This window comes from Deltaproteobacteria bacterium (assembly GCA_018668695.1).
In the GTDB taxonomy this organism is placed as follows: Bacteria; Myxococcota; XYA12-FULL-58-9; order XYA12-FULL-58-9; family JABJBS01; genus JABJBS01.
The window spans coordinates 1-4,483 of the sequence record JABJBS010000249.1 but is presented as its reverse complement, the minus strand read 5'-3'; the positions used below and the strand labels follow the sequence as shown (position 1 = coordinate 4,483).

6 protein-coding genes are annotated in these 4,483 nt (G+C 49.0%); 2 read left to right on the top strand and 4 right to left on the bottom strand.

Annotated features, from left to right (window positions below; all coding sequences use genetic code 11):
- Nucleotides 1-118, top strand: a 118-nt coding sequence (locus HOK28_13295; protein MBT6434067.1) for an acetaldehyde dehydrogenase (acetylating), incomplete at its 5' end; no start/stop codon positions are given.
- Nucleotides 119-128: 10 nt separating this feature from the next.
- On the top strand, nucleotides 129-1,160 hold the full coding sequence (gene dmpG, locus HOK28_13290; protein MBT6434066.1) for a 4-hydroxy-2-oxovalerate aldolase: 1,032 nt from the start codon (nucleotides 129-131) through the stop codon (nucleotides 1,158-1,160).
- Nucleotides 1,161-1,192: 32 nt separating this feature from the next.
- On the opposite strand, the gene HOK28_13285 is transcribed toward dmpG, so the two are convergent.
- From HOK28_13285 to HOK28_13270, 4 genes are all read right to left on the bottom strand, one after another.
- Nucleotides 1,193-1,750 carry a DUF3501 family protein gene (locus HOK28_13285; protein ID MBT6434065.1) on the bottom strand — a complete coding sequence of 186 codons (558 nt, stop codon included), beginning with the start codon at nucleotides 1,748-1,750 and terminating at the stop codon, nucleotides 1,193-1,195.
- Complete coding sequence (locus HOK28_13280; protein ID MBT6434064.1) at nucleotides 1,737-3,113, bottom strand: hypothetical protein; 1,377 nt, start codon at nucleotides 3,111-3,113, stop codon at nucleotides 1,737-1,739. Before HOK28_13280 ends, HOK28_13285 begins: the two co-directional genes overlap by 14 nt.
- A gap of 150 nt (nucleotides 3,114-3,263) precedes the next feature.
- A complete protein-coding gene (locus tag HOK28_13275) occupies nucleotides 3,264-3,683 on the bottom strand; it encodes a rubrerythrin (GenBank protein ID MBT6434063.1) in 420 nt (139 codons plus the stop codon).
- Nucleotides 3,684-3,728: 45 nt separating this feature from the next.
- The gene (locus HOK28_13270) at nucleotides 3,729-4,151 is read right to left on the bottom strand and encodes a transcriptional repressor (protein ID MBT6434062.1); all 423 of its coding nucleotides are present in this window, start codon (nucleotides 4,149-4,151) and stop codon (nucleotides 3,729-3,731) included.
- Nucleotides 4,152-4,483: the final 332 nt, after the last annotated feature.

Genomic DNA, 4,483 nt, shown 5'->3' with positions numbered 1-4,483 from the left:
TGACTACCTCCCCGCCTACGCCGGCAACCTAGATATTATGACCGCTGCTGCGTTGCGCACCGGTGAGCTTTTTGCTGAAGAAATCACCGCCGGTCGGCTCAATCTACAAAGCGCATAGGAAATTAACGATGAACATCAAAGGTAAAAAAGTCGTTCTACATGACATGAGCTTGCGCGATGGTATGCACCCGAAGCAACATCAAATCAGCGTTGAGCAAATGGTAGCGGTTGCAACCGGGCTCGACGAAGCACAGGTTCCGCTGATTGAGGTCACCCACGGAGACGGTTTAGGCGGCGCCTCAATCAATTACGGATTTCCGGCAGCAACGGATAAGGAATACCTCGATGCAGTGATTCCCAAAATGAAGAATGCCAAGATCTCGGCTCTTCTTCTTCCCGGCATAGGAACTGTAGACCACTTGAAGATGGCTTATGACTGCGGTGTCCACACTATCCGCGTTGCGACCCATTGCACCGAAGCAGACGTATCCGAGCAACATATCGGCATGGCCCGTAAGCTTGAAATGGATACGGTTGGATTCCTGATGATGGCGCATATGATTTCGCCACAGGACTTGCTTAAACAAGCGCTGCTTATGGAAAGCTTTGGCGCAAACTGTATTTATTGCACAGACTCAGCCGGTTATATGCTCCCTGACGATGTCACAGACCGCATAGGTCTCTTAAGAGCCGAACTTAAACCCGAAACAGAAGTAGGCTTTCATGGCCATCACAACTTGGGGATGGGCGTTGCCAATTCAGTAGCGGCAGTGCAGTCAGGCGCGGTTCGTATTGATGGTTCTGCAGCTGGCCTGGGAGCAGGTGCCGGTAATACACCTTTAGAGGTCTTCACCGCAGTACTCGACCGAATGGGCGCAGATCATGGTATCAACCTGTTCAAGCTCATGGATGTTGCCGAGGATCTTATCGTACCGATGATGGACCAACCTGTTCGCATCGATAGAGACGCCCTCGTGCTTGGTTATGCGGGCGTTTATTCGTCCTTCCTTCTCTTCGCCCAACGGGCTGCGAAAAAGTACAACCTCTCATCACGGGATATTCTCGTTGAGTTGGGTCGTATGAAGACGGTTGGTGGCCAAGAAGATATGATTGAGGATGTAGCTTTGGATATGGCGAAGAAGGCACAGGCCGCTCAATAACCCTTTAAGGCAAAAAGCGACCCGGAGTACTCTCAGTTTACCTCGAGGTCCATGGCCAATGCGTCGCGCTGCTCAGCGCTTAGCTCAATATCGATTTCCATTGCAGGGTGACTCAAGCCAATACCCACTGGCTTTTGGTCGCCACAACTGAACTTTAAATATTGAACAGCCGACAATCGGTCGTCGCCTATTTGACGGTCGTCATAAATTGCCATGGCACGGCTTCCATCAGCCAAGGCCATGTACATATGCTTTGGTAAATCTTTCCATTTACGCAAAACGATGTCTCTTTGCAGGGCGTCATCAATCTCAATCAAGAGTGTGCAACCAAGCTCACCCTCGCCGCCTAAAAGCTCATTATAAGTCTTGAGTTCATGAAGAATATCTTTCTCTTGATCCAAACCTTCAATGCGTAACATTTCCTGAATTTGATACCGCATCGTATCCGCTGTCTCGAAAAGGAACGTAAGGTGCTCCCCAACGTGGACCCTTCTACGCTCTTTTATCGCCAGAACATCTGCTCGAATACTCGATCGCTGCTCATTGTATGCATCGCCTTCTAAAATCTCTTCGCGCTTAACTTTCCTCATCTTTTTCTCCTTCGGTCAGTAGTCGTGTTTCGAACCCGTCGGGCCGATAGGCCTTCGCCAAAACAGTCATGGGGTGCATCGGTCGCACGCCTGCATGTTGATCAAACTGCAATGCTGCGAGCGGACAATCTGTTGCCCAAACCTCAGCATCCGCCTCTTTCATACCGTCAAATGCCTTTTTGCCTATTCTGATGGAAGTTTCAAACCCTTCAACACGCATTGCGTAAGTACCGTCGTGGCCACAACATTCCATGGTGAGCTTAGGTTTGACTTCCGGAATAATTTTTAAAATATCACGCCCTTTGAAGCCTTTGGCTTGTGCTCTCAAATGGCATGGAGCGTGGTATGCCACCTTCACTCCCGGTGTACTTTGAAACTCTTTATTGAAGCGTTCTTCTTTACGAATACCCCAGAGAAACTCCGGCGCCTCCATCACTGCCTCTGATAGCTTTTTCGCGCGCTCGCGGTCTTCACCTTCGAGAAGCTCCGGCCACTCCTGTCGCATCATCATCGAGCAGGTTGGGTTAAGGCCGAGCACTTTCGCACCTTTTTCAACCAGTGGCATCAGAATGTTAAGGTTCTCATGCGCCCACTCTCGTACCTTATCAAGGTCACCATGCTCCCAGGCCGGCATTCCGCAGCACTTCAGTCCCTCAACACACACGACATCAACCTGGCTCTTCTGCAGGACAAAGACTGTATCACGGCCAATTTGAGGCTCATTGTTCTGAACGTAGCACGTTTGGAAGAGAACCGCTTCGTGCGGCGTCTCGTCTGTACTTGGCACCGTGAGATTTTCACGCTCTGCCCATCTCTCGAAGGTTGTGGAGGCAAAATCGGGAAGCAATTTATCGCGGTGGACTCCCAAGAACTTTTCCATCATCCAGCGGTGAGCCTTCACACGGTTCATCACATTGGCAATGCCAAACGATTTACGTGCCATCGCTGCGCTGGCATCAGGATCTCCGAGAACCTTATCACGAAAGCTGGATCCGTTTTTACGGTTCTCTACTGCCTTGTAGCGATGTACCAGTTTGGGAAAGTCGAGCTGAAACTCATGCCCTTCCCGAGGCGTATACGGGCATTGCACTTCACAAAGCTTGCATTGGAAGCAAGCATCCATGACATTCGAAGTTTGGGCGTCGGTAATTTTCCGAACATCACCGTCATGTTGATTATCAATAAAGTCGAATAAATTTGGGAACGAATCACAGTATTTGAAGCACATACGGCAACCATGACAAACCTCATAGGCTCGCGTCAGTTCCTTTTGGAGTGCCTCTTCGTCCCAGTAAAGCGGTTCGATGGGATCATAGCTCATCCCATCTGATGGCAGATAGGAAATATTTTTGCTTCCAGACATAGCGATCCCCTTTACGAATCCCATTCGCACAAACGCATGCGCCGAGAAGCGGTGACTCCCCACGCGTTTGCAAATTTCAATTTGAAAATTTGAATGTGAAGTATGCAGCCGAACTTTGAGTCCGGCTGCATATTTCCGAATACATGCTACTTAGCTAATGGATTCCAGAAGCTCTTGAAAACGACCTGCGTGCGACTTCTCAGCCTTCGCAAGTGTTTCAAACCAATCTGCAACCTCGCCAAAACCCTCTTCACGAGCAGTCTTAGCCATCCCTGGATACATATCTGTGTATTCATGGGTTTCGCCAGCAACAGCTGCCTTGAGCATGGCCGCTGTATCATCAATTGGAAGACCGGTAGCTGGATCGCCTACCTTCTTTAAATAATCGAGGTGACCGTGTGCGTGACCGGTTTCGCCTTCAGCTGTCTGACGAAAGTTACCAGCTACTTCTGGGTAACCTTCAACATCCGCCATTTTTGCGAAATAGAGGTAACGGCGGTTCGCCTGTGATTCGCCAGCAAATGCTGCCTTGAGATTATCTTCTGTTTTTGAGCCCTTAAGTTCAGACATGAGCCTGTCTCTCCTTGTAGATGAACCATTTTAATTAAATTAGGATTACCCGCCTGCGGGCTCTCCTTCGATAATGACTGTGAGTCGCGTCGCATTATAACGCTTTTTCAACGCATCAAGATTTGCGATTTCTATATCTTCGTACGGTATGTCGATTAATCGACCCGTCCGATGGTCTCGCAAATGGTGATGAGCTTTAGTGTTGCCGTCATAACGAACCGGATCTTGAGCCCCGCCGCTCACCTCAACGAGTAGACCCGCTTCTACAAAAAGACTCAAAGTGTTGTAGACCGTTGCCTTGGAAACCATAGACAACACCTTCGACACATTCTCTAGAACTTCGCTGGCCGTGGGATGATCTCCCTCCACCAGCACATAGCGAGCAATGGCAATCCGCTGAGCCGTGAGCCCCACGCCTGCATCAACCAATACTTGCTTTAATTCTTGTTCGTTGAGTTGAGCCTTCATGGAGGTAGACTAAGTCTAAATCTATACTTAGTCAAGCTAGCTATCTGGATTAGAGGCCCGCTTAAGGCTGAGGAACCATACGTATTAGTTGAGGTGTGATCAAAAGAAATCCTCGGGCATTCTGTGGGCTTAAAAAAGTCTTATGATTCTAGATAAATACGCAGTCCTTAATGAAAGAGTTGGGGGCTTCTGCCCGAATAGAATGAACCGCTCAACACATTATCCATGAGTTCACTTGAAGCGCCACAGCACTCTGAGTAGTGTGCGCGCCTTCTGGGAGGAAACATGCGCAACTATTTTTCAATTCTTATTTTGGCGATGACGTTCACTAC